Raw genomic sequence first — 25,690 nt, 5'->3', positions numbered from 1 at the left:
CGTGGAAAATCAAGACGAGATCTTGAAGGTTTGGACGCAAAAGCTGCTAGAGGCCTTTGAGATTGCCGATATTGACGTAGACATCCATGCCGTCTTGAACGTGGCCGGGGTGGCCGCCCACTCAATCGTGCGTCCGGCAGCCCCATTAACAACTTTTGTGGCTGGGCTGGCCGCTGGGCTGGCTGCCGGATCAGGCCAGGCCAGCGAGGATGCGGCCATGAAGGCAGCGTTGGGAATGGCCAAGGAGCTTGCGGCGCAGCAGGCACCAGGGCCCGTTGAGGGCAGCGCCGAAACAGCCACCGGTAAATAGCATCACCATCGTGGAACACACTGGAGCGGCAAATGCCGAACAGAGCCCTGCTGAGAGCGTCCCGGTGGAGGAGAGTGCCTCCGCGACAACCGCTATTATTTTGCCGCACACATGGCACCAGGCCCGCGAGAAAGCGTGGGACGTCGCTGTGCCGCTGGCAGCGCACACGGTTCCGCTGGCGGAAGCCGTGGGACGGATCCTTGCCACAGATGTTTTAGCTCGTCATGCCATGCCCCATTACGCATCATCAGCCATGGACGGGTGGGCTGTTGCTGGCAGTCCGCCGTGGATCATTGCTAAAAAGGGGGACAGCCTGGCTCCGGGGCAAGCGGTCCCTATACTCACAGGCGGCTTGATTCCTCGCGGCGCCAAATCGGTTTTACGTAGTGAGGCCGCCAAACTATCCATCGATGACGACGGTCTACCGGTTCTGGTTCGCGGGGATGCTGCCCGTCCCGGCGAACCAAAAAACTCCCAGCATATTCGGCCAGTTGGGCAGGAAGCAGAAGCCGGTGAACGCCTGATATCTGCAGGGACAACCTTGAACCCGGCTCACGTTTCCCTGGCGGCCCTTGGTGGTCTGGATGAGCTTCACGTGCTTGGAAAACCGGCAGTAAAAATTGTCCTGACCGGCGATGAAGTTGTGCTCTCCGGAATCCCGGCACCGGGCTTTGTGCGCGACGCATTTTCCCCCCAGCTCGGAGCTGTTGTCACCATGCTGGGTGGCACTGTTGTTGGATTGCAGCGCGCAGGGGACACCCTGAACTCGATGCTTGCAGCACTTCTGGATGACGAGGATGATCCAGCTGATGTCATCATCACCACCGGTGCCACAGGTAAATCAAGTGCTGACTTCCTGCGGGAGGCCATCAGCGCAATGGGCGGGACCTTCCACATTCCGCAGATTGCCATGCGCCCAGGACACCCCACCCTGTTGGCTGAACTGCCCGACGGGCGCTTCATCGTCGGCTTGCCAGGAAATCCGTTAGCGGCCATGATCGGCCTGATGACCCTGGGCGCACCGCTGCTGGCTAGGTTGGGAAGTTTGCCGCAGCCAACGCTGACAGAAGTCGCCTGTGGTTCGCCCGTGAAGCCATTCACAGGGCCTACCCGCCTCATGCCCTACAGACTTGTTTACGGGCTGGCATCACCGTGCGTGCACACCGACTCCGCCATGATGCGTGGACTTTCAATGGCCGACGGCGTCATGGTTGTACCGCCGCATGGAACCAAAATGGGGGAGAGCGTTAGCGCAATGCCCCTGCCTTGGAAGTGAGATCCGCCCCTTAGTGGTTGAGATTGGAGGTGATGACACCCCGGAGGAACGAAGCGGGTGTCATCACCTCCAATCTCAACGGGTTGTGAGCGGCTCCAACCTGATCACAACTGACTTTGACGTGGGTGTGCCGCTAACATCGGCCTTGGAGTCGAGGGGGACCAGCACGTTGGTTTCAGGGTAATAGGCGGCCGCGCAGCCAACCGGGGTTGAATACGCCACCACTCGAAAATCAGGCGCCCTACGGTCTACGCCGTCCTTCCACTCCGAGACCAGATCAACCATTGACCCATCGGCAATGCCGAGCGAATCCAGGTCCGATTGGTTAACAAACACCACACGGCGACCGTTCTTGATGCCGCGGTAGCGATCGTCCTTGCCATAAATAGTGGTGTTGTACTGGTCGTGAGAGCGCAGCGTTTGTAGTAGCAGTCGCCCCTTTGGAACCAGCGGATATTGCAGTTCATTGGCGGTGAAATGGGCCAGGCCCGACTGGGTGGTGAACGTCCGTGAATCACGGGGGCCATGCGGCAAAATGAAGCCGCCGGGCTTGTTGATCTTCGCCTCAAAGTCCTCAAATCCGGGAACCACCGCGGCAATGTGGGCGCGAATCAAACGGTAATCCCCTGCCAGGGCGCCCCAATTGGTGAGAGGGGCACCCGGGCGCGTGCCGCCGTCGTCCGTTTCAAAAAGTAGCTTGGCAAGCTGGCACACTATGGCTACTTCCGAGCGCAAGTTATCCGAGGCAGGAGCAAGACGCCCGCGCGAGGCATGCACGGCACTCATGGAGTCTTCCACGGTGACGCGTTGTTCGCCGCTGGCCTGGGTATCGCGTTCGGTGCGGCCAAGGGTGGGCAGGATCAGTGCCTGCCTGCCGGTGATCAGGTGGGACTTGTTGAGTTTGGTGGAAATTTGAACAGTCAGCGAAAGGTTGTTCAGAGCCTTTTCGGTGACATCCGAATCCGGGGTGGCCCGAACAAAGTTCCCGCCCATACCCACAAAGACACGCGCTTTTCCATCCCGCATGGCCTCTATGGCGGCTACCGTATCGAAACCATCGGGGCGGGGTGAAGCAAAAGAAAACTCGCGGTCCAGGGCATCATGGAAGGATGTGGGCATGCGCTCAAATATGCCCATGGTTCTGTCGCCCTGAACATTTGAGTGGCCGCGGACAGGGCACACCCCTGCCCCTGGTTTGCCGATATTGCCCTGCAATAGCAGTACGTTCACCACGTCGCGGAGCATGGCAACTGAGTGTTTATGTTGGGTCAGCCCCATGGCCCAGCAAACAACAGTGGCTTTGGAGGCCAATAAACGCTCACCGGTTGTTCGGATTTGCGTCTCGGTCAGACCCGTAGCGGTGACAATCTGCGCCCACGTGACCTGCTCGAGTTGTTCTTGATACTCGCCAAGCCCGGTGGTGTGTGCGTCGATGAAAGCTGTGTCAAAGACCCTGCCGAATTGGGGAGATCCCGGCCGGCGCTGTTCTTCAAGGAGAAACTTCCCCAAGCCCTGGAAAAGGGCCTGGTCGCCGCCAAGTTTAATTTGCAGAAAATCGTCGGCCAGCGCGGTGCCCCCACCCACCAGTCCGCGAATTGTCTGCGGGTTCTCAAAGCGCATCAGCCCGGCTTCGGGGAGCGGGTTGATGGCAACAATCACCGCTCCGTTTTTCTTGGCCTTCTCCAGCGCAGTCAGCATGCGTGGGTGGTTGGTGCCGGGGTTTTGTCCGGCGATTAGGATCAGTTCAGACTTGTAAATGTCTTCAAGGGAGACTGACCCCTTGCCAATACCGATGGTCTGGCTCAGCGCCGACCCGCTGGATTCATGGCACATATTTGAGCAGTCAGGCAGGTTGTTTGTGCCCAGCCCGCGGACCATCAGTTGGTACAGGAACGCTGCCTCATTTGAGGTGCGGCCAGACGTGTAGAAGATCGCCTCGTTGGGGTCATCCAGGGTTAACAGTTCTCCGGCCAATAACCCCAAGGCCCGCTCCCACGAGATGGGCACGTAGTAATCGGAACCCTCGGCTAAAAACATCGGATCTGTCAGCCGCCCTTGCTGGCCAAGCCGGAAATCGTCCCAGTCGCGTAGCTCACTCACAGAATTTTCTGCAAAGAACGACGGCGGCACGCGCCTTTTTGTGGCTTCCTCCGCTACCGCTTTGGCCCCATTCTCACAGAACTCGGCTGTGTGGCGCTTATCTGCTTCTGGCCAGGCGCAACCGGGACAGTCAAAGCCATCCTTTTGGTTGATCGCCAGCAGTGTCTGGGCTGTGCGTAGTGGACCCATTTGCTTTAGCGAAATTTCCATCGAGTGCATGATGCCGGGGATACCGACAGCTTTTTTGCGTACATTGCCAATGGTGAGCTTTTGCTCATCAATGTTTTCTTCCGGCGCTGTGCCAGCCATGAGGGGGTCCCTTCGCCGTGGAGGATCTAGTCTGATCTTAGACGCAATATTTTTTGGAGGACTTCATGGGACGGCTGATCCAACGGGTCAAGGCAACAAAGATTGATATCACTGATGGCAGGAGGGTTGTGCGGGAGGAAGCGCTGGCCGCAGAAGAGCCTCTGGAAATCCGGTTGGGGCATGAATCCTTCACTGTGACAATGCGTACCCCTGGTGACGATTTTGACCTCGTAGCAGGTTTCCTTATCTCCGAAGGCCTCATCTTTGAGCCCGAGCAACTGATTTCACTGCGGTTTTGTGCTGGCGAGGATGAAAACGGAGTGCAAACATTCAATGTGGTTGAGGCGCAGCTGCGCCCTGATGTGGCCTTGCCCCTGGAGGTAGCACGGCGGCACGTCACAACCACCAGCGCCTGCGGAATTTGCGGTACGGCCTCCATTGACGGAGTGGTGAAATCTTCGCACTTCGGCATTTGCCGTGACGTCAATGCGCCATTGACGCAGGCGTCGGTGCTGGCCGGGCTGCCTGACACTCTCCGCGAACAGCAGAAGTTGTTTGAAAAAACAGGGGGAGTTCACGCAGCCGGCTTGTTTTCTCCAGAGGGTGAACTGTTGATAGTGCGCGAAGATGTGGGACGGCATAACGCAGTTGACAAGGTTGTGGGGGCGGCGTTCCGGGAACGGACTTTGCCGTTATCTAGAAGTATTCTGCAGGTGTCGGGGAGAGCCTCGTTTGAGCTCGTTCAGAAGGCCGCGATGGCAGGGGTTCCGATGCTCGCGGCCGTGAGTGCGCCGTCGTCCCTGGCTGTTGAGCTGGCACGTAGCTCCGGGGTAACCCTTGTGGGGTTCAGCCGCGGGAGCACCATGAATGTGTACACACATCCAGGACGGGTGGGCTAGCGGCTCGACCTAGCATATTCGCGGATTTCATCCACTGTGGGGGTGATGGCCAAACCCACTTTGTCCGGCCGGATGCCTTCCTCTTCGGCACCTTCGGGGAAAACGTAGTAAGCCACCGAGATGTTTCCCTTGGTCTTTCCGGAGGCCTTGGCGAAGGCTCGCAGGGAGTCTTCCAGCACAGTATTCAGATCAGCGCGGGTGGATGCAGTGATGCGTACGTTGATGCGAGTGCTCATTCCTGCACTGTTGTTGTATTGCGTTTGTGCGGAAACAACGTCGCCCACCTGGCTCAGGGAAGCATCCATGTCTTTGACGAATGATGCCCCTGTGCTGCAGCTGGCTAAGAGTGCAGCAATAAGTCCCATGAGTAGAACCCTACTAAATCTGCCTGTCTTCATAAACACTCCTAGTTACTTTCGGCCAACGGGGATATCCACACCAGTGACTCGCTCAGGATCGTCGCTGAGGAATGGTGCCATTGAGGGGTCTTGCTCGTAGACGGCCAGCTCAGGATATTTGGACGTGTTCTTCAAATCAGAAACGTAGTTTTCCGTGGCGTGGTTATTGATGACGTCTCTGATGCTTTGAACCGAGTTCCCCAGTGGTGAAGGCGTGTAATGCAAAATATTACCCAAAGTGTCTCGGGGTGGATCATCCATGGTGACAACTGTGGTGTTGGAGGGGGTGCCGGGCATGGACAGATGCGTATCTACTCCACCCAAATCAAGTTTAGGCACCAGATCGCCCTCATGTGCGGCTGCGAGCACATTGATCCCGGGATCAATGGAGGAGGTGTCGATCGGAGACCCAACGGTCATGATGTTGGTGACGTTGTATTGGGCTAAAAATTCTTGATCTGATCCCAATTGGGCGGCCAACATGCCGCCCTGACTGTGACCGGCCAGCATGACGGGTGCCCCCGCGGGAATACCAGCCCGTTCCATGGCAAGGACAATGTCCTGCTGCGCTGTGGTTGATTGGCCGGCCACCAGCATCAAGTTACTGGTGAGGTCCCGCGCCTGACCACTGCCGGTAGGACCCCATTGTTCCGTTCCTGGAATGTTAACAATGTAGGCAACCGAATCGTCATCTTGTTTTACGCTGATGATTCGGATGTCGCCGTCCTCGGTCCCAGGAACATCAGCCATGGCGTAGGCGTCTTCAACGCTTCCAAAAATGGAGGCAACGGAGGTTGGCATTTGCAGGGGGTTCTTGGAACTCTGCGGGATGTCTTGAGGGTCGCCAACTAAGGGCGATCCGTCATCGAAAAGGTGCATGTTCAGGAGCCCGCCAGTGCTTTGCACGAAGAGCGAATTGGCTCCGGAGCCGCCGGTCAGAACAATCTGGGCAAACAGCCCGGACACTGACGGGGGATTACCTGAGAAAATATCAAGACCCATATTGCCAAGGTGGTTCAGGTTGGTCAGGAAGGTGCCCGTGGCCTGGGTGAAGTTGCCCTCAGCATGAGCACCCAACCAGCCCAAACCGTCCCCAACAGTGTCTATTGCGCTACCGACCCCGTCCGTGAAATCGTCCCATAAGCCCTTGCCGGCATCGACCAGGCCGTCCCAGAGACTCCCGCCACCAGCATTGACGGAGCTAGCTCGTTCCTGCTCAGCAATCTCGCGAAGCACCACTGTTGCAATGTCTTCCAGGTCCTTGGCGGTTTGATTCAAACGGGTGCGGTTCCCCGGCCATTGTGATCGGAACCGTTGGCTGTCAGGTCCCTGCCAACCAGTGCGGGTGACAGTCTGGTTTAGCTGAGCCCCGGTGCGCTCCAGCTGGTGTGCCGAATTTTTCAGGAGCTTCGCCAGATCGTGGCAGTCTTGCGGGTCAAGTCCGTACATTCCGGCGCTCATTGTCTCTTATCCGTCCCTGTTGGGGCATTTGCTGCCGCTGTCAGGGCGTCATGTGCGCCCACCACGGCGAAGAGAAGTTCATTGGCAATGTGTCCGGCTGGAACTTCGGTCAGACGTAATTCAGGAGCGGCTTCGGTGCCGCTTGTCACTGAAAAGAGCTGCTCGTCCTTGACCGTCCACATACCAGCCCAGATCCGAGAGGGCAGCCCTTCCTTTGCCGTGACAACGCTGAGAGTGACGTTGGCGTCCTCGTCATTGATTAGGGCGGCGGCCGCTTGTGGCAATGCGCCAGGATCACTGTCCGGGCCCACCACCAGCGTCGGCTCCGAGTTCAAGGGCGCCGCCTTCGCGCCCGCCTGGATCACCTTAAGGGGCGGCAGAAGACGCGCCGCCGCACCCCATACGTTCTCTTCGTCGAAGAGCGTGATTTCCATGCTGTCTTCGCTGCCGGTTATGACTGTGCCCTTCTCCCCGCTTTCGGATAGATGCCGTTGGTGGGCGGCCAGACCGCGCCCGGCGCGCAAACCAAGAACACTGGTTGTACTGACTCCCTGGTAGCTTGCTCGGGCAGTGATAGTAATCGGCGCAGTGAGAAGAAGTGCGACGGCGCCCGTCCACTGACGTTTGACCTCACCTGGTGCCGGGGACATGTCAAGCGCATTTAGCTCATCCCACGCAGCCGCTGCGGCTTCTGTACTAAGTTCAGCTGGGGTGTTAGGAGCATCAGGGGCTTGTGCGCTCGCTGGGGTCTCCAACCCAAGCGTGGTGCTGGTTGATTCGCAGAGGAGCTGCCATGCGGCGGTACTGAGCTGGACACGGCGCAAAACGATTGGGCGAGGTGTGGCTGGGTTGGTCATGAAATTCCCCTGCTGCAGGTTGGACTGGAAATGAATCAACTTTGTACCAAGCTACGCCACCGCCGCTTTGATAGCGATGGGGTGAGCTGCCCATTCCCTGCCCAGCCCCGCTCCCCTTCCCCCGCCGAGGTTGGAGATAAACCCGAACCCTCCGTTGAGGTTTATCTCCAACGTCGGCGGGGGCGAGGTGTTGTTATCTCCAACCTCGGCAGGGGCGGGTTAGGTTTCGTGCAGGAGTCGCCGGACAAACGCCTGCGTGCGTTCTTCTTTCGGGTTGCGCAGTACCTGGCTGGCCGGTCCTCGTTCAACCACAACGCCGCCGTCCATAAAGACCACCTCGTCGGCTGTTTGACGGGCGAAGGCCAACTCATGGGTAACTATCACCATGGTCCAACCTTCCTCGGCTAGTTCCTGGATGACAGCCAAAACCTCGTCAACCAACTCTGGGTCCAGCGAAGAGGTTGGCTCGTCGAAGAGCAACAGCTGCGGCCTCAAGGCCAGCGCCCGAACAATACCAACGCGTTGCTGCTGTCCGCCAGATAGCTCAAAGGGGTGGGCGTCCTTCTTCTCCAGCATCCCCACTCGCGCCAGCAACGACTCCGCCTCCGCCACGGCCTCGGCACGGGGCCGCTTTTGCACCTGAACTGGACCCTCAATGACATTTTCCAGCACTGTCATATGAGGGAAAAGGTTGTATTGCTGGAACACCATGGCGCTGCGGTCGCGCAGGGCGGACAGCGCCCTGGCCCGCTCCTTCTTGGACGGTGCAGTTCCGCCAAAGTCAACGCTCAACGGTTTTTCTGCGCCTTGGCGGCTTGTAGCTGGTGTGTCCCGCGCTCCCACGGTGACGGTTCCGGCGTCGGGGATTTCTAGTCCGTTCAGGGACCGCAGAATGGTGGTCTTGCCTGAACCGGATGGGCCAATCAGGGCCACCACCTTCCCGCGCGGTACCTCCAAATCGATGCCACGGAGCACTTGGTTGGTGCCGAAGGACTTGCTGAGGCCGCGCACGGCAAGCACAGGGCCGGCGGCGGAGATGCCAGTGGGTGGCATATCAGTGGGCGACATAGCGGTCCAACCTCTTTTCCACACTGGTCTGGGCCGTTGAAAGAACAAGGCAGATGACCCAGTAAATGAGTGCCGCTTCAAGATAGAGCAGCATGAATTCCCTGCTGAAAGCCGCCACTTGCTGGGCAACTCGGAACAACTCGGTCACAAGGATTAGTGAGGCCAGGGAGGTGTCCTTAACCAGCGAAATGAAGGTGTTGGACAGCGGTGGGACGGAAACACGGGCGGCTTGGGGAAGGATAATCCGCAGCAAGGCTTGATTGCGGGTCATGCCAATCATGTGCCCGGCTTCCCACTGGCCGCGAGGTACCGAGAGGATGGCGGCCCGAATAATTTCTGCGGCATAACCACCCACATTTAGCGAGAAGGCGATAATCGCACTGGGCCAGGGGTCAATCTTCACCCCAATGGCCGGCAGGCCGTAGAAGATCACGAATAGCTGGACCAGCAGTGGAGTTCCGCGGACAAGCGAGATGTATACCCGTCCCACCGTGTTGGCCAACTTGTTAGGGCTGATGCGCATGATCGCGATGACAAGGGCTATCACCAACCCCAGCGCGAAGGAGGCCAGGGCCAGTGGGATGGTGCCTTGAATGGCTCCCAACAGCAGGGGGCCAAGGGAACTCCAAAACAGATCAAAGTCCATGGCGGGCCTCCCGCTTCAGGGCGGGGCTACTGGCTGACATCTTGGCCAAAGTACTTTTCGCTGAGTTTCGCCAATGAACCGTCGGACTTGAGCTCGGCGATGGCCGTATCCACCGCGTCGGTCAGGGCTGTGGAGCCCTTGCGGAAGGCGAAAGCGGATTCGGAGGATTCCTTGGTGGTGGCGGCAATCTTTAGACCGGAGTTGGGCGTGGTGACCTCGTAGTCTAAGAATGTGAGCTTGTCATTGACGATCGCGTCCACGCGACCATCCTTCAACAATGAGACGGACTGCGCCCACCCCTCGACGGACTCCACGTTGGCTCCACTTTCGGTGGCTAGCGTGTACCAGTTGCTTGATAGCGACTGAGCTGTTGTTCTACCTTTGAGATCATCAAAGGAGGAGATGTCGGTGTTGCTGTCCTTGGTGACAATGACGCCCTGGGAGATAGTGTACGGGGTGGAAAAGCTGTACTTCTCCTGACGCTTGGGATCGATTGTGACCTGATTGGCGACTGCGTCAAAACGACCGGCTTCAAGCCCGGCAAAGATGGATTCAAATTGAGTTTCCTCAAATTTTGCTTCCACACCCAGCTTTTTGGCTACCGCAGTGGCAACATCCACGTCGTAGCCGGTCAGGGCCCCAGCGCCGCCTTCGTGGAAGCTGAACGGCTTGTACGTTCCCTCTGTGGCAAAAACGATCGTGCCAGCATCTTTGACGCTACTCAGGGACGTGTCCGCGCCGCTGTCCGCGCCGCTGTCCGCGCCGCCACTAGTGCCACCGCACGCGGCGAGGACCAAAGAGGTGGCGGCTAGCAGGCCAACGAGTCCAATGCTGCGACGATTCATAGGTGTGTGTTCCTTTGCTGTTCAGGACCATTCAGGATTGTTCAATATGAAAGGCCCATGAGGCCGCGAAGTTGTTGGGTCGCGGTTGGCCCATAAATGGACGCTATCACTGGGAAACCTCAAACCAAGAGGGAATATTTCCCATTGTTACTCATTTATGAAGCGGGTGAGTTGACTCACGCTTCTATGGTGGCCTAGGAGTCGCTTGCCAGGCAAGCTCTATTCTCTGTTTAGGAAGTCTCCAACGCGCGCCCGCAGCGGAATCAAGGGCCGGGAATTTCTTTGGCTGTGTCAGGGGTTTAAGCTTGTACCTTGCCCTCTTAACTATTAAGGAACACACGCATGAGTATGGAAGGCGCTGCGTGGAGCTCACTTTGGAGCACCATGCGCTCGGACAAGTCCAACGGCGGAATTTCCAAAGACACCTTGCGTCGGACAGTTCTCTTTGCCAAGCCCTACAGCCGCAAACTCCTGATCTTCGTGGTGCTGTCGGTGATTTCTGCTGCGCTGGCCGTGGCCACCCCGGTGCTGGCGGGGCGGGTTATTGATGCCATCGAGGCGAAAACTGCTATTGATGTGGTGGTGAAACTGGCAGTCCTGATAGCCATCGTGGCCGTCTTGGACGCCGGGCTCTCGCTGGTGATCCGATGGATCTCAGCGAATTTGGGCGAAGGCGTCATTTTGGATTTGCGCACGGCGGTCTTTGACCACGTACAGCGGATGCCTATTGCATTTTTCACCCGAACCCGCACAGGTGCACTTGTCAGCCGTCTCAACAGCGATGTCATCGGCGCCCAGCAGGCCTTTAGTGGGACGCTCTCAGGCATTGTCTCCAACTCGGTCCAGCTGATTTTGACGTTGATTGTCATGCTGAACACGTCATGGCTGGTGACTGTCCTGGCCCTGGTGCTACTGCCGATCTTCCTCATGCCGGCGCGCCGATTTGGCTCGCGGTTGGCTGGGCTGCGTCGGGAAGCAGCAGATTTGAACGCGGACATGAGCACCCAGATGACTGAGCGTTTCTCCGCTCCGGGCGCCACGTTGGTGAAATTGTTTGGCCGTCCTGCTGAGGAATCTCGTGAGTTTGCCTCACGCGCTAACAGGGTCCGCGAGATTGGCGTGCGCACGGCCATCTTGCAGTTTGTGTTCTTCACGGCGCTGATGCTGGTTTCCTCACTGGCACTGGCGCTCGTCTACGGCCTCGGTGGCGCGCTAGCAATCGGCGGCACACTGAGCCCGGGCGACGTGGTGGTACTGGCATTGCTGTTGACCCGCCTTTACGCTCCGCTCACCGCCCTGGCCAATGCCCGCGTGGACATCATGAGCGCGCTGGTGAGCTTCGATCGGGTCTTTGAGATCCTGGATTTGAAGCCTTTGATCGCCGAAAAGTCCAAGACCATTGCCCTGCCGTCTGGACCTGTAGGCCTTGAATTCCACGATGTGCGCTTTGCCTACCCATCTGCGGACAAGGTTTCCCTGGCGTCTCTGGAGGACGTGGCCACGTTGGACACTCGCGGCGGTGAGGATGTTTTGCACGGGATTTCCTTCCGCGCCGAACCGGGCCAAACCATTGCCCTTGTGGGTTCTTCAGGAGCGGGAAAATCTACCATCGCCCAGCTACTTTCGCGGTTGTACGACGTCGATTCAGGCTCTGTGACGCTTGGTGGCGTGGACGTGCGGGATCTGTCCTTCGATGGTCTCCGGGCAGGGGTGGGCATGGTGACCCAGGACGGACACTTGTTCCACGAGTCGATCCGCTCCAACCTGAGATTGGCTCAACCAAACGCCACTGATGCGCAGATTTGGGATGTGCTGCACCGGGCCCGATTGGAAGACTTCGCCAAGTCGTTGCCTGACGGTCTTGACACGGTTGTGGGGGAGCGCGGGTACCGACTTTCCGGTGGTGAACGTCAGCGGCTGACCATTGCACGTCTACTTCTTGTGCAGCCTGCCGTAGTGATTTTGGATGAGGCCACGGCAGCGTTGGACTCCACGAACGAGGCGGCCGTGCAGGCGGCCCTTGGTGAAGCGCTGGAAGGGCGTACTGCCCTTGTCATTGCGCACAGGCTTTCCACTATCCGCAGCGCCGATGTCATTTTGGTGTTGGAAGCCGGACGCATTGTTGAACGCGGCACCCATGACGAGCTGATTGGTCGAGGTGGACGGTATGCCGAACTTCATGACACCCAGTTCTCTCAAGCCGTAGCGGCCGTTGCCGATGCGGCGGTGCCTGAAGACGGCTAGCGATTACCGCTGAGCCGCGCGTGAGGTAACGGAGCGGGCGGGCTGACCGTGCCTGATTAGGGGTGCTGTTCGCGGCCGGTAAGTATCGGCAACACGTATTGCGTTAGAAGCGGGGCAAGATCGTGTACCTCTTTGAGGTGCGCCAAGTCCAGCCAGCGCAGCTCAGCTATTTCTGCCGAGGGGTGTATTGAGGCGGCGTCCCAGCTGCCGGGGGCTGTAAATACCGTGGCCACAATGTCAGTGTTGGATTCATTGGCAGCTGTGCCGCTCCAGATGCCAAGAAGTTCCAACGTGGCTGCAGGAATTTCGATGCCCACTTCTTCAGCTACTTCACGGGACCCAGCCTGGGCCGCGCTTTCACCGGGCTCAGGCTTTCCGCCGGGATGCATGAACTTTGTGGTGCCCGATTTACGTACTGTCAGGAGCCGTCCAGCGTGATCGTATAGACAGACGGCTGACACGTGGAGAATATTTTTCACGTTGTTGATCCGCACTTTTACGTACTAGGCCGGCCGTGGTGCAAACATGATAATGCCGACACCACCGATGGCGATGAGTGCGCCAATAATGTCCCAGCGGTCGGGTATGAATTTATCGAAGATCATGGCCCAGATCAACGATCCGGCAATGAAGACCCCACCGTAGGCTGCCAGCACCCGGCCGAAGTTAGCCTCTGGTTGAAGTGCCGCGATGAAACCGTACGCACCAAGTGCTACCACGCCCAGAGCCGCCCACCACCAGGCCTTGTCTTCACGCACTGCCTGCCAGACCAGCCATGCGCCACCAATTTCAGTGACCGCAGCCAAGATGAACAGAACAATAGTTTTAGTGATGGCCATGCCTCATTCTCTCAGGCGCTTATGCCTGAGAGCTCTACCGCGGTGCGCCGCGGCGGCTGTCCAGGCCAAGGAATAACAATGCCAGCAGGATCGGGCCATATGTCAGAAGGGCAGACCAGCCCAAAATTTCTCCCAAGAGGACTGAAACCCCCACCAGCAGCACTGGTTCCACATAGCTCAGGAGCCCAAACAGGGATAGCGGCAGCCATTTACTGGCTAACAAATACACAGCCATGGCAAGTCCGCCCAGCACACCGATTGACCAAGCCGCCCAGAGCCCGTCAGTGCTCAAAGTGGAGCCGGCGCCCAGCCCGTGTGGCCCCGCAATAATGAAGTAGATGCCCAACGGCAGCAGAACAATGAGTTCGCCAAAAAAAGCTGCCAAATTGTCGAAGCCAGCCTTACGCCGTAACACGAAATAGACCGGATAGCCCAGGCACACAATAAGAGTGGGCCAGGTCAATCCGCCTGCAGAGAAGGCTTCATGAGCCACGCCCAACGCCGCAGCGCCAACAGCGAACTTTCGCAGCGGGCTCAGTCTTTCCGCAAAAAATAACCGACCGGCCAACACCATGGTCAGTGGCAACAGAAAATAGCCAAAGGACACTGACAGCGCCATGTTGTTCAGGGGCGCCCACATGAACAGCCACAGCTGAACGCCCACTAACCCGGCCGCCAGTACCCCTAACAAAAGAAGAGTTGGCCGGCGTCGTAGGCGCATCGCCAATGCTGTGACCTCGGCCCGCCACCATGCAAGAAACGGGAGAATACAAGAGAGCGTGAGCAGCGTCAGGACTACCCGCCAACCAAAGATCTCCTCCGCACCCCAACCAGGCAGCAGACCGGCCAGCAGGAAAATGACGGCGAAAAGCACTGAAGCGATCAAGGAAACGAGCACTCCGCGGCCAACCGTGCTGTGCGGGGAACTGGCAGCGGGTGGAACCGGGCCCGTACTTGAAGTCATTGGCCCATCCTTACTGTTCATAACTGAAGAATGCCAGCTCGCGTATGCCAAAGAAACGGCAACCGCGGACGTGGGAGTGCATGTAGCTTAGCCCACCTGCTAAATGCGGGCATGAAAAGTGCCCCCGCCGGGGATCGAACCCGGATCTGCCCTTTAGGAGAGGGCTGTCTTATCCATTGGACTACAGAGGCGCGTCAACCAGCTTAGCGGAACTGGCAGGCAAGGAAAAAATGGGTGCCAGGAGGCAGGCGCGCTATTGGCGCACAGCAGCGGGTTTTGGTTTGCGGCCCATAAACAGGGCCACGCCTATTCCGGCCAGTGTCAGCACTAAAAACGTCCAACTAGCTACCACAAGTGCAGAAGCCAGTGAGACGGAACCGGCTTCCAACACTTCGGCACCAAGCATGTTATCGATGACAATATTGGCCCACAATTGAACCACTGCAAACAGAATCGGGAGCGTCCACAGCACCCGACGCAGAGATTTTTTGGCAACATTCATGGCGATCATGGTCATAGCAACCAAACCAAACACCAACGGAAACAACATTCCAGCGGTCTTGTGGACAAACTGGAGCTGGCCTAAGGCATCGGAATTCATCGCGGCACGCAAGGCCTCAACGTGGCTCACATTAAAGCCGAAAACCATGGAATCAGGCATGGCCAAACCCCCAGCCAGATCGCTCATTTGGTTTAGTGTCAGCAGATGAAAATACCAGAACAGGAACAGGCTGGCCACAGAACCGGCAATGAGAATGAGGTTCGCATTGCCTTGGGCCTTCTGTGGGGAACGTTCGGTGCTTGCATTGACAACGGGAGTGCTGGGCGGCGTTGCAGCCTTGCCATGTTTTGCGGCACGCTGCGCGGGAGTTTTAGCCATGGAACCATTATCGCGCAGATTAGGCTGGTCCCATGGCAATAGATAAGGGCTCCGCGCCCAGTGACAGCGAATTGGCGGCGAAGCTGCTGCGCCATGCCGGCGAAGTGGCCCAGTTGATCCGTGCCCAGGGCCTTGGCGCCTTGAACGCCGGTAGCCAGGTAAAAACAAATACAGCGGACTTTGTGACAGCCGCGGATCTTGCCGCTGAAAAGTACATCTTCGAAGAATTGCGACAAGCCCGGCCGGGTGATTCCATCCTGGGTGAAGAAGGTGCCGGCTATCGCGGCACCTCAGGACGCTGCTGGGTGATCGACCCCGTGGATGGCACCTACAACTTTGCCAGCGGCTCCACTTATTGGTGCGCAGCCTTGGCGTTGACTGGGCCTTCCCCTGATTTAGGGATATCTACTTTAGGCACGACGACGGATAGGCTCACCACCGCTGAGGTACTCCTGGGAGCCGTCTACCAGCTGGACGAGGACAAACTGTGGCTGGGCGGAACCACCCAGCCCGCCACGCTGAACGGCCAACCAATTCATGTTGATACCCGTCAAGAGCTGGGTGAGCTTTCTGCCGGAAGCTACATCCATCCTGGCTGGCTTGCCGAGCCCCGTGCGTCTGTGCCGTGGAAGAGCGCAGCGCAACTGCCGGCCACCCTGCGCATGCTGGGGTCCGGCTCCTGCGATCTGGCGCGGGTGGCGCAGGGCGAATTGGGCGTGTGGTTTCAACACAGTTGCCCGTCATGGGACTGGCTGCCAGGCAAAGGGATCGTTGAAGCGGCGGGCGGGGACACCGCCGTCGTGCACGTCAATGGTCTTCACTGGTACGTTGCCGGACCCTCCGGTGCTGTGGCGCAGCTCAAAGTGGCCCTTGAACTCGGCGTGCTGCCCGCCTAAATACGGACCAGTCTTACCCGATTTGCCCGTTGAGGTTGGAGATAATGACGTCCGCTCGTTCCTCACGGACGTCATTATCTCCAACCTCAACGGGCGGTGCGGGACCCTGTCGGGCTTTGTCAGTGGGGCGAACTACACTGGATGGCACCATGGATATGTTGTTTGACCCTTACCCCGAAAAGTCCAAACCAAAGCTCAGCCCGGGAGCCGGACTGCCTGCGTGGCAGGCCTTTGACCAGGACGATCCCGGGGCTGACGCGCCCGAATTTAGTGGCGAGAGCCCCGTTCTTGCCGATGGCCAAGATCAGCAATTGCGAGCATCTGCCAGAGAGCAGGGGATCAGCTCGGCCCGGCGCTGGCCGGATCCCGCTGAATTACTGGAGGGGATGAACCCGCAGCAGGAAGCGGCCGTTGTGCATACTGGTGCCCCGCTGCTGATTGTGGCGGGTGCCGGCTCGGGCAAAACCCGGGTCCTCAGCCACCGGATCGCCTACCTGTTAGCTACCGGGCAGGCGCATCCTGGCCAAATTCTGGCGATCACTTTCACGAACAAGGCTGCTGCGGAGATGCGTGAGCGCATCGAGGCGCTCATTGGTGATGCGGCCAAAAGTATGTGGATTTCAACGTTCCACTCGTCCTGTGTGCGAATTTTGCGCCGCGAAGCCAAAACCATTGGACATAATTCCAACTTCTCCATCTACGACTCCGCCGATTCTTTGCGGCTCATTACGCTGGTGTCCAAGGGGCTGGACCTGGACCCGAAGAAGTTTGCGCCCAAGGCCATCATGCACAAAATTTCGGCGTTGAAAAATGAGCTCATAGATGATGAAGAGAATTCGCTCAACACCAATTTCAACGAACCCTTCGCCGCCGCCGTTGCCGAGGTCTATAAGGGGTACACTCAACGTCTGCGCCAGGCTAACGCCATGGACTTTGATGACCTTATTGCCCAAACCGTGTATATGTTCCGGGCATTTCCCGGGGTGGCGGATTATTACAGGCGCCGTTTCCGGCATGTTTTGGTTGACGAGTACCAGGACACCAACCACGCCCAATATGCACTTGTCCGGGAAATAGTGGGAACAGATGCTGGCGCTGACATGGCTGATCCAGCCAGCGTAGCCCCCGCAGAATTGACCGTTGTAGGCGATTCCGATCAGTCCATCTATGCATTCCGTGGCGCAGACATCCGCAACATTGTGGAATTTGAGCAGGATTATCCCAGCGCGGACACCATCAAGTTGGAACAAAATTACCGCTCCACACAGAACATTCTCAGCGCCGCCAATGCAGTGATCTCCCGCAACCCCAACCGCCGGGAAAAACGGTTGTGGACCGCTGAGGGTGATGGCGAAAAGATCATCGGCTACGTGGCCGAATCCGAGCATGAGGAAGCCAGATTCATCGCCAAGGAAATCGACAGGCTCCAGGACGAAACCGATGTCCGTCCAGGCGATGTCGCCATCTTCTACCGCACCAACGCGCAGTCCCGTGCCATTGAGGACATTCTGGTTCGGGTTGGGCTGCCCTACCGTGTTGTGGGCGGAACTCGTTTCTATGAGCGTAAGGAGATCAAGGATGCACTGGCCTATCTTCGCGCGCTGGTAAACCCGGACGACGACGTGAACCTGCGCCGAATTCTCAACGAACCCAAGCGGGGGATCGGTGACCGTGCAGAAGGCGCTGTTGCAGCACTGGCGGAGCGGGAGCGGATCTCCTTCTCGGCCGCGCTGGTACGGGCGCAGGAAGCCCCCGGCATCGCTTCACGGTCACTGAACGCTGTGAACGTCTTCGCAAAAATGATGGCGGATCTTGGTGAAGTGGCGGCAACAGCCACCCCCGCCACCGCGCTTGAGGCGGTCCTTGAACAAACCGGCTACCTCGTTGCGTTGCGTAACAGCACCGATCCACAAGATGAGTCACGCGTGGAGAACCTGGCCGAACTTCTCGCCGTCGTGCGTGAATTTGGGCAGGAAAATCCAGAAGGGACCCTGGGTGAGTTCCTCGAGCAGGTCTCCTTGGTTGCTGACGCTGACCAGATTCCTGACGCTCCTGGCGGCTCCGAAGCCGAGGCCGCAGCGGCTGTTGCCGAGGCCAAACGGCTCGGAGTGGTGACCTTGATGACGCTGCACACGGCCAAGGGCCTTGAGTTTCCGGTGGTATTTCTGACCGGAATGGAACATGGTTTGTTCCCCCATGCACGCTCCGCCACGGATCCAAAGGAACTTGCCGAGGAAAGGCGTTTGGCTTACGTGGGCCTGACTCGAGCGCGCAAACGGCTCTACCTGACCCGCTCGGAAATGCGTAGTTTGTGGGGTCAAAGTCAGTACAACCCGGCCAGCCAGTTTATTGATGAAGTTCCGGCCGAACTTATTCAGTGGAAACGTGAAGGCACCACACGTGCGGCCCCCCTTGCCGGGAACTTTGGCAGTAGCCGGTATTCGGGGTCATCCTGGGGTGCCGGGTCGGCAGTTGGTGGGCGTGATTCAGGAGTGTTGCCGCCAAGTATTTCGGCCAGGACCGCTGCCGGACGTGTACAGCCGCAAAAAGAAGTCGTTTCAGTCAGCGTTGGCGACAAGGTCAATCACACAAGCTTTGGTAACGGCACAGTGTTAGAAGTCAGCGGCGCCGGAGATAAGTCGGTGGCAAAAGTGCGCTTTGAAATTGGCGAAAAACGCCTGCTGCTGCGTTACGCGCCCGTGGTCAAGGTGGATGGATAGGGCCATGGGTGCACACGCACGGATTGTTGCTGCCTTGATGACTGCGGTGGCGGCAACCCTAGTACTCTCTGGCTGTATAACAGTGCCTGTGGGGAACGGGGAACCCACCGCCACCCACAGCTCCACGGCAGCACAAACATACCTGGACCGGCTCAAAGCCACACCGGTTGGCCAGCCAGGTGAGGAGGATACCCCCGCCGAACTGCCACAGTTCATCACCGATACACGGAACATCGCCTGTGTTTTCACCTCAGCCAAAGCGGGCAACCTAAATCAACCCTGGGAACCAAACAACTTTAGTGACAAGGCCAATGACGCTGCACCCATAATTCCTGTGGTGAACTGCCAAATGGTTACTTACCCGCAGATACAAGCCGCGGATGACCATGAATCCTGCGCCGGAACCAACGTTGGATTGCTTGGTGGTACGGCCGTGCTGTATCCGGACAAGGCCACTTACGGTGGTTGCCGAGCAGGTGTCACAGCCGTTGAAGCCGCCTTTGGTGCTGATGGAACAGTGAATCAAGAGATGGGCAGCATCCCGGTGCTGGCGCCGGGACTGGCCATGGATGAGCAAGGGTACCGCTGCGCGCCCATGGATGATGGCGTTGCGTGCGCAAACTTGGCCAATGGAACCGGGTTTTTCATTTCCCCCGGTAAGTATGAACTGTTCAGCCCGGAGAAAAAGACAGAGCAGAGCCCCACCCCCACCACAAGCGCCTCCAGCATGAAATAACGTGAGCCCAGCGAACGGTGCCCCTGTATGCGAGCCGGGTCACGCCGTCGTGCGCTGAACGGGCTCCATTGTGAGCTGAATAACCAATTCTGGTGGTGGCGCATGAGTGAAGTATGTGCTTTACCAACTACGCGGTAATGTGTGAAAGGGGTCAACGCCCCTCAAAATCACTACTTCGACGTAGAAGGACACAAATCCGTGGACCTGTTTGAATACCAGGCGCGCGACATGTTTGAGGCTCACGGCGTTCCCGTGTTGGCCGGCATCGTGGCGCACACCCCTGAAGAAGCAAAGGCAGCAGCCGAGAAAATTGGCGGCGTCACAGTCGTCAAGGCACAGGTAAAGGTCGGTGGCCGCGGCAAGGCCGGCGGCGTGAAGGTTGCTAAAAACGCTGACGAAGCGTTTGAGTACGCCTCCGCCATTCTTGGCATGGACATCAAAGGTCACACCGTTAATACGGTCATGATCGCTCAAGGTGCCGACATCGCTGAGGAGTTCTACTTCTCAGTTCTGTTGGACCGCGCCAACCGCAACTACCTGGCCATGTGCTCGGTGGAAGGCGGCGTGGAGATCGAGGTCTTGGCCGTGGAACGTCCGGAAGCCCTGGCTCGCGTTGCTGTTGACCCCGCTGTGGGCATCGACGCCGCCAAGGCCGATGAGATTGTGGCAGCAGCAGGCTTCAAGGCCGAATTGGCGCCGAAGGTTGCGGCAGCCATCATCAAGCTGTGGGACGTCTTCAAGAAAGAAGACGCCACGTTGGTTGAAGTTAACCCGCTGGTTCTCACCGGAGCAGGGGACATCGTTGCGCTGGACGGCAAGGTCTCCATCGATGAGAACGCCGAATTCCGCAACCCGCACCACGCTGAGCTAGAGGATGCAGCCGCTGCAAATCCTTTGGAAGCCAAGGCTAAGGCTGCCGGCTTGAACTACGTCAAGCTCGACGGCGAAGTTGGAGTTATCGGCAACGGTGCCGGCCTGGTTATGTCCACGCTGGATGTTGTTGCCTACGCTGGCGAAAAGCATGGCGGCGTCAAGCCCGCCAACTTCCTGGACATTGGCGGTGGAGCATCCGCAGAGGTCATGGCCGCTGGTTTGGACGTCATCCTCAACGACCCTCAGGTGAAGAGCGTTTTCGTCAACGTCTTCGGTGGAATCACCGCCTGTGACGCTGTTGCCAAGGGCATTGTTGGCGCACTGGCCGAGCTGGGCTCAGCTGCCAACAAGCCGCTGGTAGTCCGTCTCGACGGCAACAACGTTGAAGAGGGCCGCCGCATCCTCAACGAAGCCAACCACCCGTTGGTCACCCTGGCCGCCACGATGGACGAGGGCGCCGATAAGGCTGCCGAACTCGCCCACGCTGCAAAGTAGAGGTTTAGAAAACACATGTCTATTTTCTTGAACAAGGACTCTAAGGTCATCGTCCAGGGCATCACCGGCGGCGAAGGCACCAAGCACACCGCCCTGATGCTCAAGGCTGGTACCCAGGTTGTTGGTGGCGTGAACGCACGCAAGGCCGGCACCACGGTTACCCACGGTGATGTTGAACTGCCCGTTTACGGCACCGTGACCGAAGCTGTCGCCAAGACCGGCGCAGATGTTTCCATCGTGTTTGTGCCCCCGGCATTCACCAAGGACGCTGTGGTTGAAGCCATCGAAGCTGGCGTGCCCCTGGTTGTTGTTATCACCGAAGGCGTGCCGGTTCAGGACTCAGCCGAGTTCTGGGCATTGGCTCAGTCCAAGGTTGATGCGAACGGCAACCAGATCACCCGCATCATTGGGCCCAACTGCCCCGGCATCATCACTCCCGGTGAAGCACTGGTTGGCATCACGCCAAACAACATCACTCAGAAGGGCCCCATCGGCTTGGTTTCCAAGTCCGGTACCCTGACCTACCAGATGATGTACGAACTGCGCGATCTGGGCTTCTCCTCAGCGATCGGCATCGGTGGCGACCCCGTCATCGGCACCACGCACATTGACGCCCTGGCTGCATTTGAGGCAGACCCGGAGACCAAGGCCATCGTCATGATCGGTGAAATTGGTGGCGACGCTGAAGAGCGCGCCGCTGAATACATCAAGGCTCACGTCACCAAGCCTGTTGTTGGCTACGTTGCAGGCTTCACCGCTCCCGAGGGCAAGACCATGGGCCACGCCGGCGCCATCGTCTCCGGCTCCGCGGGCACGGCGCAGGCCAAGAAGGAAGCCCTAGAGGCTGCCGGCGTCAAGGTTGGCAAGACGCCGTCCGAGACAGCCACACTGCTGCGCGAAGTTTACGCGGCACTGTAAGTCTTCTGCATCGCTAAAAGCGCGGCTACATCACGAATTTCTTGTGGTGTAGCCGCGCTTTTTCTGCCCTTTGGTGGTGCTACTGCTCTGGAACCGTTGGCAGGCCCTGTGCCTCCCAGCCTGTCATTCCACCGCCAAGGGTGTCAGCGTTGTACCCACGTGCTGTCAGTGCTTGTGCAACTTTTTCGCTGCGTCCTCCTCCGTGACAAACAGCAATGATGCGTCGAGACTTATCCAGTTCCCCCACTCGCTGGAGAATCTCACCGGAAGGGATATGGACAGCATCCTCGATCATTCCCGTAGCTAGTTCTGAGGCTTCGCGGACGTCGATGATTTGGACATCCGGGTCTGCGGCCAAGATATCGGCCGGGGTGATCTCCTGCATGGGTGCTCCTGAAAATGGTGCCAGCCCCAATACGGAGCCGGCGTTGAAGAAGAAATATCACTTCAAGACTAGGCTAAAGGCGTGAATTCACCACTTGCACCCCGCGCCAGGGACATTGAAATTGAAGACCTGAGAGAATTTGACCAGCTGATCGATGGTGGCGTGAAATCGATGCGCGGCTGGCACGTTCAGTCCGTAGATCTGCGTGGTCGGGCTGTGGAGCTATCAACTGTGTGCGCTGCGGGGGCTATTTTCATGGGTTGCCGCTTCGATCCGGGCATTGAGGATTTGCTGCGCAGCCAAGGTGCATTGATCTTCCCCACGCTGCCGCACGTCCCTTTCAACGCCTACCGCGGGCACCTTTACACGGGCGAGGAGCTCTTTAGAGGTATTGCCCACGCACAGTATGAGACGGTCCCAGATGCTCTCATCTACCAATGGACCCTGCAGACTGGCCGCGCGCCCGGGCTGCATGCCTCGATGGCCACCGCCATGCATGATCACGCCATATCTGACGCACTTGATGATTTCTTGGGGCAGATCTTGGTCCCTGTTGTGGGTGTCATGGGCGGCCACGCGGCGAAGCGAGGTAGCGCCCAATATGCCCAAGCGGCGTGGCTGGGCCGCGCCCTGAGTAAGGCAGGATTTCTTGTGGCAACTGGCGGCGGCCCCGGTGCTATGGAGGCGGCTAATCTGGGTGCCTATCTTTCCATGTACGACGCCGGAACCTTGGAAAGTGCCCTTCTCACCTTGGCAGCCGTTCCCGGCTTCCGCCCGTCGGTCACCGAGTGGGCCCGGGCTGCGTACAGGGTGTGTCAGGAGTATCCGGAGGGTGCTGACACTTTAGGGGTCCCCACCTGGTTTTACGGACACGAGCCACCCAACATGTTCGCCACGAAGATCGCCAAATATTTCACCAACGCCTTACGCGAGGCGATCTTACTTGAGCGTTCCCGTGGCGGAATAGTTTTCCTGCCAGGAGCTGCCGGCACCGTGCAGGAGATCTTTCAGGATGCCTGCGAGAACTACTATGCTCCCGAGCAGGCAGTGACTCCTATGGTGTTAGTTGGGCGTCACTACTGGGAGGCGGAGGTTCCAGTGTTGCCGCTTCTGAAGACATTGGCAGCTGGCCGGGCTATGGACTGCTTTGTTCATGTGGTGGAGTCTGTGGAGGAAGCCTGTGAAGTGCTGGTTAACTCCCATTCGGTGAAGCGAACTCGCACGTAGTGAGCGAGCGTGGCGCAAAACACGACTTGGAGTGAGCGAGCGTGGCCCAAAACACGACGTGGAGTGAGCGAGCGTGGGGGTGGGGGACCGCTACGCGCCTACTAAGCCACCGAAGAGGATCCCCAGCAGATATGTAGCTGCGGCGGCGCCCATTCCGATGGCTAGTTGTCGAATTCCGCGCCATAGCGGTGAGGCACCAGAAAGTAGGCCCACAATGGCGCCGGTTCCCAGCAGCGTCAACCCCACCAAAGCACAGGCGAGGGCAAGGGTGCCAAAGCCGGTCATGCCGAATACGAACGGCAGGATGGGAATGACAGCGCCTGACGCAAAGAAGCAGAAACTTGAACTTGCCGCGCCCCAGGCCGTACCCAGAGTCTGAAGTTCCTGTGCTGATTCAACATTTTCGGTGGAGGCGGACAGGCTTGGATCACAATCACAGGCTAGTTCGCTGAGGCGTTCCGCAGCCCGGTGTTCGGCAGCTTCGCGTGTCATGCCCCTGGCTAAATAAACAAGCACAAGTTCATTATTTTCCAGGTCAAGCGATGACGCTGCTGTGAGGGTGATCTGAGTTGGCGCTGACGCGTCAAGCATTTCCCGCTGAGAACGCACGGACACAAATTCTCCCGCGCCCATGGACAATGCCCCTGCCAACAAACCGGCAATACCGCTAAAGAGCACCACTTGGCTGCCAACTCCGGTGGCCGCCATGCCCACCACCAGCGACAGGTTGCTAACGAGCCCGTCATTGGCGCCAAAAACGGCAGCCCGAAAAGAACCGGAGAGCCTGGTGCGGCCCCTGGCGGAGAGCCCACGAATTACTTCTTCATGGATTGACTCATCGGCTGCCATGGCATCAGTGGCGTCAGCATCGCTTGCGTAGGGTGATCTTGATTCCGAACGCTGCGCTAGGGCAAGCACAAATACAGAGCCGAAACGGCGGGCCAGAAAACCCAATACTTGGTTGCGATTTGAGGAACGCCTAGGGGGGCCAACATGCTCGCCGAGTAAGTCCAGCCAGTGTTTCTCGTGGCGGCCTTCCGCTGTGGCGAGCGCCAGCAGGATCAGCTTTTCTTCACCGTCACGGCGCTTGGCCAGGTCGCGGTAGACGGCAGCCTCAGCGCGCTCATCGGCCAAATACTGGCGCCACCGCTTGATCTGCGCTGGTGTGGGGATAGGTTCAGACACGTGGGCGTACTCCTCAAAGTCAGCCCTTACTGTAGCCCGGATCCGGGCTGATTTCCGGCCGGTAGTCCTAGCGAAAAAGTTTCGGGATCCCGGAAGTTACCCCCACAAGAAACAAATTATAGAAAGTATTTTCGTGCAGTTGATGCAACGCCATGGGACTGGCTTGCAGGGTGGCCCTCTTCATCGCCGGGCTGGTCAAGTCCAACGCCGGCATGATGGTCATGGCATCAACCATTAGTGCCGGCTTGGGCGCGAGCTGGGCAGCAGCAGTAACCGCAGCGAAGAACAAGAAGTAGCTCCGCACGCCCCGCCATTACTTTCGGCTGTGAACTCGCATAGGCTGTGATGCCAACGGGCCCCGCGCATCGGGACCACGGTTCGAAAAGGCGGTAGCGAAGTGAATGAAGTCCTCTTTCCCATGATGACAGGGGATGCAACTGAGCCTGGTGTGCTGGCAACCTGGCACGTTGCAGATGGTGAGATGGTTGCTGAAAAACAATTACTCGCCGAAATCGCCATCAATAAGATCGACGCCGAGATTTACGCGCCCGCCGCTGGCACGGTGCGGCTGCGGGTAGCAGAAGGCGATGAAGTACAGCAGGGATCAGTCATCGTCAGCATTGAATGGCCAAACCCCTAGCGTTATGGGTCACTGGCGGCTTAGTGTGCTGTGAGCCCAAAGCCTATCCGGCGCCCGGCTTTGACCCGAGTCTGTGCAACTGTGATCACCAGGGTGCCTATTTCCGGAATCCACTGTGCCGGGCGGACTGCGTGGGCCAGCGCATTGGCCAACTCTTCTGGGGCGGGACACTGATAGCGGTGGTAGCCGCCGGGCGTGGCGAAGGTGACAGAACCCAGAATAACGTCCACGGCGGGTAGAACCGAGATGCTGGAAGGGCGTGTGGGCGGCTGACGTGATGCGGGGACTACGGAGGTAGCAGTCATGGTGGATGCCTTTGGCTTGCTCTTACCCGCGAAGATTTTCCGCCGGTCACTTCCTCATCCGAACCACCCTTGAAGCATGGGGAAGGTGCGCGATAAGTCGGAGCTTGGCATCGCATCTCATGAAGCTGGCTCCAGACTACCGCTTTAAAGTACGACGGCGGCAGGTGAGGTAATAAATGTTAGTCACCAACCGCCGTCGTACTCTGGGGCAGAG

27 protein-coding genes, 1 tRNA gene and 1 riboswitch are annotated in these 25,690 nt (G+C 58.4%); of the genes, 12 read left to right on the top strand and 16 right to left on the bottom strand.

The window, feature by feature from the left end; all coding sequences use genetic code 11:
* Position 1 precedes the first annotated feature (1 nt).
* Together QMG40_RS09560 and QMG40_RS09555 are read left to right on the top strand one after the other, a co-directional pair.
* On the top strand, positions 2 to 310 hold the full coding sequence (locus QMG40_RS09560; RefSeq protein WP_283530802.1) for a DUF6457 domain-containing protein: 309 nt from the start codon (positions 2 to 4) through the stop codon (positions 308 to 310).
* 10 nt (positions 311 to 320) lie between these two features.
* Positions 321 to 1,586 carry a molybdopterin molybdotransferase MoeA gene (locus tag QMG40_RS09555; RefSeq protein ID WP_283530801.1) on the top strand — a complete coding sequence of 422 codons (1,266 nt, stop codon included), beginning with the start codon at positions 321 to 323 and terminating at the stop codon, positions 1,584 to 1,586.
* 75 nt (positions 1,587 to 1,661) lie between these two features.
* On the opposite strand, the gene QMG40_RS09550 is transcribed toward QMG40_RS09555, so the two are convergent.
* Positions 1,662 to 3,995, bottom strand: a complete 2,334-nt coding sequence (locus QMG40_RS09550; RefSeq protein ID WP_283530800.1) for an FdhF/YdeP family oxidoreductase — start codon at positions 3,993 to 3,995, stop codon at positions 1,662 to 1,664.
* A 65-nt stretch (positions 3,996 to 4,060) separates the two neighbouring features.
* Between QMG40_RS09550 and fdhD the strand changes: the two genes are divergently transcribed.
* Positions 4,061 to 4,894, top strand: a complete 834-nt coding sequence (gene fdhD / locus QMG40_RS09545; protein ID WP_283530799.1) for a formate dehydrogenase accessory sulfurtransferase FdhD — start codon at positions 4,061 to 4,063, stop codon at positions 4,892 to 4,894.
* On the opposite strand, the gene QMG40_RS09540 is transcribed toward fdhD, so the two are convergent.
* From QMG40_RS09540 to QMG40_RS09515, 6 genes are all read right to left on the bottom strand, one after another.
* Positions 4,891 to 5,259, bottom strand: coding sequence for a hypothetical protein (locus tag QMG40_RS09540; RefSeq protein WP_283530798.1), 369 nt, complete (start codon positions 5,257 to 5,259; stop codon positions 4,891 to 4,893). The genes fdhD and QMG40_RS09540 overlap by 4 nt on opposite strands.
* A 45-nt stretch (positions 5,260 to 5,304) precedes the next feature.
* Positions 5,305 to 6,753: a WXG100 family type VII secretion target gene (locus QMG40_RS09535; protein WP_283530797.1), complete on the bottom strand. Its 1,449-nt coding sequence runs from the start codon at positions 6,751 to 6,753 to the stop codon at positions 5,305 to 5,307.
* Entirely contained in the window at positions 6,750 to 7,610 is an 861-nt protein-coding gene (locus tag QMG40_RS09530) for a hypothetical protein (protein WP_283530796.1), read from the bottom strand. Before QMG40_RS09530 ends, QMG40_RS09535 begins: the two co-directional genes overlap by 4 nt.
* A gap of 219 nt (positions 7,611 to 7,829) precedes the next feature.
* Positions 7,830 to 8,678, bottom strand: coding sequence for an amino acid ABC transporter ATP-binding protein (locus QMG40_RS09525; RefSeq protein ID WP_283530795.1), 849 nt, complete (start codon positions 8,676 to 8,678; stop codon positions 7,830 to 7,832).
* The gene (locus tag QMG40_RS09520; RefSeq protein ID WP_283530794.1) at positions 8,665 to 9,324 is read right to left on the bottom strand and encodes an amino acid ABC transporter permease; all 660 of its coding nucleotides are present in this window, start codon (positions 9,322 to 9,324) and stop codon (positions 8,665 to 8,667) included. Before QMG40_RS09520 ends, QMG40_RS09525 begins: the two co-directional genes overlap by 14 nt.
* A gap of 26 nt (positions 9,325 to 9,350) precedes the next feature.
* Positions 9,351 to 10,169, bottom strand: a complete 819-nt coding sequence (locus QMG40_RS09515; RefSeq protein WP_283530793.1) for an amino acid ABC transporter substrate-binding protein — start codon at positions 10,167 to 10,169, stop codon at positions 9,351 to 9,353.
* A 342-nt stretch (positions 10,170 to 10,511) separates the two neighbouring features.
* Here QMG40_RS09515 and QMG40_RS09510 point away from each other — a divergent pair, with 342 nt between their 5' ends.
* Entirely contained in the window at positions 10,512 to 12,413 is a 1,902-nt protein-coding gene (locus QMG40_RS09510) for an ABC transporter ATP-binding protein (protein ID WP_283530792.1), read from the top strand.
* Between the two features lie 56 nt (positions 12,414 to 12,469).
* On the opposite strand, the gene QMG40_RS09505 is transcribed toward QMG40_RS09510, so the two are convergent.
* The 5 genes from QMG40_RS09505 to QMG40_RS09485 form a co-directional block, all read right to left on the bottom strand.
* Entirely contained in the window at positions 12,470 to 12,892 is a 423-nt protein-coding gene (locus QMG40_RS09505) for an NUDIX hydrolase (RefSeq protein ID WP_283530791.1), read from the bottom strand.
* Between the two features lie 24 nt (positions 12,893 to 12,916).
* Entirely contained in the window at positions 12,917 to 13,252 is a 336-nt protein-coding gene (locus tag QMG40_RS09500; RefSeq protein WP_283530790.1) for a YnfA family protein, read from the bottom strand.
* Between the two features lie 34 nt (positions 13,253 to 13,286).
* The gene (gene rarD / locus QMG40_RS09495; protein WP_283530789.1) at positions 13,287 to 14,216 is read right to left on the bottom strand and encodes an EamA family transporter RarD; all 930 of its coding nucleotides are present in this window, start codon (positions 14,214 to 14,216) and stop codon (positions 13,287 to 13,289) included.
* A 119-nt stretch (positions 14,217 to 14,335) separates the two neighbouring features.
* Positions 14,336 to 14,407 (bottom strand) — tRNA-Arg (locus tag QMG40_RS09490).
* A gap of 62 nt (positions 14,408 to 14,469) precedes the next feature.
* Positions 14,470 to 15,096, bottom strand: coding sequence for a hypothetical protein (locus QMG40_RS09485; protein ID WP_283530788.1), 627 nt, complete (start codon positions 15,094 to 15,096; stop codon positions 14,470 to 14,472).
* A gap of 32 nt (positions 15,097 to 15,128) precedes the next feature.
* Here QMG40_RS09485 and QMG40_RS09480 point away from each other — a divergent pair, with 32 nt between their 5' ends.
* Positions 15,129 to 15,992 carry an inositol monophosphatase family protein gene (locus tag QMG40_RS09480; protein ID WP_283530787.1) on the top strand — a complete coding sequence of 288 codons (864 nt, stop codon included), beginning with the start codon at positions 15,129 to 15,131 and terminating at the stop codon, positions 15,990 to 15,992.
* A gap of 13 nt (positions 15,993 to 16,005) precedes the next feature.
* Here QMG40_RS09480 and QMG40_RS09475 read toward each other — a convergent pair whose 3' ends face one another.
* Complete coding sequence (locus tag QMG40_RS09475) at positions 16,006 to 16,143, bottom strand: hypothetical protein (protein ID WP_283530786.1); 138 nt, start codon at positions 16,141 to 16,143, stop codon at positions 16,006 to 16,008.
* Here QMG40_RS09475 and pcrA point away from each other — a divergent pair.
* The 4 genes from pcrA (at position 16,142) to sucD (ending at position 21,734) form a co-directional block, all read left to right on the top strand.
* A complete protein-coding gene (gene pcrA, locus QMG40_RS09470; RefSeq protein WP_283530785.1) occupies positions 16,142 to 18,712 on the top strand; it encodes a DNA helicase PcrA in 2,571 nt (856 codons plus the stop codon). The genes QMG40_RS09475 and pcrA overlap by 2 nt on opposite strands.
* Positions 18,713 to 18,716: 4 nt before the next feature.
* Entirely contained in the window at positions 18,717 to 19,448 is a 732-nt protein-coding gene (locus tag QMG40_RS09465) for a hypothetical protein (RefSeq protein ID WP_283530784.1), read from the top strand.
* A gap of 198 nt (positions 19,449 to 19,646) precedes the next feature.
* Entirely contained in the window at positions 19,647 to 20,816 is a 1,170-nt protein-coding gene (gene sucC, locus QMG40_RS09460; RefSeq protein WP_283530783.1) for an ADP-forming succinate--CoA ligase subunit beta, read from the top strand.
* Positions 20,817 to 20,831: 15 nt separating this feature from the next.
* Complete coding sequence (gene sucD, locus QMG40_RS09455) at positions 20,832 to 21,734, top strand: succinate--CoA ligase subunit alpha (protein ID WP_283530782.1); 903 nt, start codon at positions 20,832 to 20,834, stop codon at positions 21,732 to 21,734.
* A 79-nt stretch (positions 21,735 to 21,813) separates the two neighbouring features.
* Here sucD and QMG40_RS09450 read toward each other — a convergent pair whose 3' ends face one another.
* Entirely contained in the window at positions 21,814 to 22,119 is a 306-nt protein-coding gene (locus QMG40_RS09450; protein WP_283530781.1) for a rhodanese-like domain-containing protein, read from the bottom strand.
* A gap of 81 nt (positions 22,120 to 22,200) precedes the next feature.
* On the opposite strand from QMG40_RS09450, the gene QMG40_RS09445 reads away from it, so the two are divergent.
* Positions 22,201 to 23,346 carry an LOG family protein gene (locus QMG40_RS09445; protein WP_283530780.1) on the top strand — a complete coding sequence of 382 codons (1,146 nt, stop codon included), beginning with the start codon at positions 22,201 to 22,203 and terminating at the stop codon, positions 23,344 to 23,346.
* A 90-nt stretch (positions 23,347 to 23,436) separates the two neighbouring features.
* Here QMG40_RS09445 and QMG40_RS09440 read toward each other — a convergent pair whose 3' ends face one another.
* A complete protein-coding gene (locus QMG40_RS09440) occupies positions 23,437 to 24,531 on the bottom strand; it encodes a VIT1/CCC1 transporter family protein (protein WP_283530779.1) in 1,095 nt (364 codons plus the stop codon).
* A 152-nt stretch (positions 24,532 to 24,683) separates the two neighbouring features.
* Between QMG40_RS09440 and QMG40_RS09435 the strand changes: the two genes are divergently transcribed.
* Positions 24,684 to 24,827 carry a hypothetical protein gene (locus tag QMG40_RS09435; RefSeq protein ID WP_283530778.1) on the top strand — a complete coding sequence of 48 codons (144 nt, stop codon included), beginning with the start codon at positions 24,684 to 24,686 and terminating at the stop codon, positions 24,825 to 24,827.
* Positions 24,828 to 24,928: 101 nt separating this feature from the next.
* Entirely contained in the window at positions 24,929 to 25,171 is a 243-nt protein-coding gene (locus tag QMG40_RS09430; RefSeq protein WP_283530777.1) for a lipoyl domain-containing protein, read from the top strand.
* Between the two features lie 20 nt (positions 25,172 to 25,191).
* Here the strand turns inward: QMG40_RS09430 and QMG40_RS09425 are convergent, their stop codons facing one another.
* Positions 25,192 to 25,476, bottom strand: a complete 285-nt coding sequence (locus QMG40_RS09425; RefSeq protein ID WP_283530776.1) for a hypothetical protein — start codon at positions 25,474 to 25,476, stop codon at positions 25,192 to 25,194.
* Positions 25,477 to 25,489: 13 nt separating this feature from the next.
* A riboswitch (SAM riboswitch) is annotated at positions 25,490 to 25,601 on the bottom strand.
* Positions 25,602 to 25,690 lie beyond the last annotated feature (89 nt).

The sequence above is a fragment of the Arthrobacter antibioticus genome (genome assembly GCF_030063205.1).
Taxonomy (GTDB): domain Bacteria; phylum Actinomycetota; class Actinomycetes; order Actinomycetales; family Micrococcaceae; genus Specibacter.
This window is presented reverse-complemented; position numbering and strand designations above follow the sequence as displayed.